This window comes from Rhodoblastus sp., from assembly GCF_041915505.1.
GTDB lineage: Bacteria > Pseudomonadota > Alphaproteobacteria > Rhizobiales > Beijerinckiaceae > Rhodoblastus.
Genome location: NZ_JAYSBG010000475.1, coordinates 1 through 2,197 on the forward strand (window position 1 = coordinate 1; position 2,197 = coordinate 2,197).

Annotated in this window: 3 protein-coding genes; 1 reads left to right on the plus strand and 2 read right to left on the minus strand. The window is 66.3% G+C overall.

Features of this window, described 5'->3' with window-relative positions; all coding sequences use genetic code 11:
• A partial coding sequence (gene thrC / locus ACE3S9_RS18820) for a threonine synthase (protein WP_374548007.1) occupies nt 1–976 on the minus strand: 976 nt, incomplete at its 3' end.
• Between the two features lie 29 nt (nt 977–1,005).
• A complete protein-coding gene (locus ACE3S9_RS18825; protein ID WP_374548008.1) occupies nt 1,006–1,851 on the minus strand; it encodes a helix-turn-helix domain-containing protein in 846 nt (281 codons plus the stop codon).
• Between the two features lie 91 nt (nt 1,852–1,942).
• On the opposite strand from ACE3S9_RS18825, the gene ACE3S9_RS18830 reads away from it, so the two are divergent.
• The coding region (locus ACE3S9_RS18830; protein ID WP_374548009.1) for a methyltransferase domain-containing protein at nt 1,943–2,197 on the plus strand (255 nt) is incomplete at its 3' end.

A 2,197-nucleotide genomic window follows, 5' to 3' on the forward strand; every position in this document is an offset into this window, starting at 1 on the left:
GGCCGACGGCGTCGAACAGCAGGCGCTCGAAATTGGATGACACCTGAATGTCCATCGAGGGCGATTGCGTCGCGTGGACGCCACGCACTTCGTAGCGGCCGGTCTCCAGCGCGCGGGCGAGAATGTCGTTGGAATTGGTGGCGACCACCAGCTTCTCGACCGGCAGGCCCATTTGCTTGGCCATATGGCCGGCGAGAATATCGCCGAAATTGCCGGTCGGCACGGTGAAGGAGATTTTGCGGTCCGGGCCGCCGAGAACGGCGGCGGCGGTGAAATAATAGACCATCTGGGCGACGACGCGGGCGAAATTGATCGAATTGACGCCGGATAGGCCCAGTTCCTCGCGGAGCGGCTGGTTGCGGAAGAAGCGTTTCAGGATCGCCTGTGCGTCGTCGAACGTGCCTTCGAGCGCGATGGCGTGGATATTGTCGGCGGCCACCGTGGTCATCTGGCGGCGCTGCACGTCCGAGACGCGGCCATGCGGATAGAGGATGAAGACATCGACCTGATCGAGCCCGCGAAAGGCCTCGATCGCGGCTGCGCCGGTGTCGCCGGAGGTCGCGCCGACAATGGTCGCGCGCTGGCCGCGCGCCTTTAACGCCCGGTCCATCAGCCGGCCGAGCAGCTGCATCGCCACATCCTTGAAGGCGAGCGTCGGGCCGTGGAACAGCTCCAGCACGAACAGATTGTCGTCGATCTGCGCGAGCGGGGTCACCGCCTTGTGGCGGAAAGTTTTATAGGCCGCTTCCAGCATGGCGCGAAATTCGGCGTGGGGGATGGCGCCGTCGAGGAAGGGCGAGATGACCGTCTCGGCCACGTCCACATAAGGCTTGCCGGCGAAACCGCGCAGGGTTTCGGGCGTAAGCTTCGGCATGGCCTCGGGCACATAGAGGCCGCCATCGGGGGCGAGGCCCGCCAGCAGGGCTTCGGTGAAGGAAAGTCTGCGCGCTTCGCCGCGCGTCGAAAGATAAGCCACTTTGTCGTTCCGATGCGTTTGGCGGCCTTTTAGCGCCTCCTGCCGCCAATGTCATGTGCGCGGGATTTGATGTCCTGCGCCGCGCGCTGGCGGAAGCCGACCGGCGTTTCGCCGGTAAGCGCGTAAAACGCCTTGGCGAAGGCGCTCATTGAAAGATAGCCCGCTGCGGCGGCGGCTTCCGTCACCCGGCTGCCGCTTTCCAGCAGGTCCATCGCCAGCAGCATCCGGGCTTGAACCAGCCAGTCGCGCCAGACCATGCCGGTTTCCTCGCGGAACCGCCTGCGAAAGCTCCGTTCCGACAGCGCGGCGGCGGCGATCGCGCGCTCATAGGTCGCCGCCCCGGGGTCGGCGACGGCGTAATCCATGGCGCGGGCGATGGCGGCATCGGCGCTGCCGGGCAGGAACAAGGGCAGCTCCATTTCCAACCATTCGCGCAGCATCAGGCCCAGTGTGCGGAAGAAGCTGGCTGCGAGCGGGTCGGAATCGCTTGCGCCAAGCGGCCAGCGCCGCGCGTGGAGCAGCATTTCGCGCATCAGCGGCGTCGTGGCGATGATCCGCGCCCGGCGGCCCTCGTCCTCGACCACGTCCGGCGCGAAATAGAGCGAGGAGCCGTCGGTTCCGATGATCAGCGTGCGGTGGCGGAGGCCGGCGGGAATCCATGCAGCGCGGCCGGAAGGCAGGAAATGCCGGCCGCGTTCGGTTTCGAACAGCAGCGGGCCATCAATGGCGTGGACAAGCTGGTGATAGTCGTGGGCGTGCCAGTCGTAGAACGTGTTGCGGGCGCGGTCGCGAAAGGCGAATCCGGCGCCGCGCGGTCGGTCGAGGCCGTGTGTGGCCAGCACGTCGCGGGTTTCCTTGCCCGTCAGAGTCTTCATGGCCGCATCTCGTCCATTTTTGACCGCCAATCGTTAGCCGGCCACAGCGGATTTGGCTATCCCGAAGCGCCACCGCCGAGGGAGACCTGCCGTGCAAAGCGAACATGACCGCAAGATCGTCGAACAATTCAGCCGCTGGGCGAAGCCCTTCGCGGATTTGCCGCTCCATTCCGAGGGCGACGCCATGGCGCGCACCGTCGCGGCCTGCCGCCTCCAGGCGGATTCGGCGGCGCTCGACGTCGCCTGCGGGCCGGGCATTCTCGCCTGCGCCTTGGCGGAACAGGTCGGCCATGTGACCGGGATCGACTTGACGCCCGCGATGATCGAACAGGCGCGCCTCAGGCAG

Excerpts from the sequence above, each read along its gene's own strand:
- ACE3S9_RS18825 (WP_374548008.1), bottom strand. The coding sequence starts at position 1,851 with ATGAAGACTCTGACGGGCAAGGAAACCCGCGACGTGCTGGCCACACAC.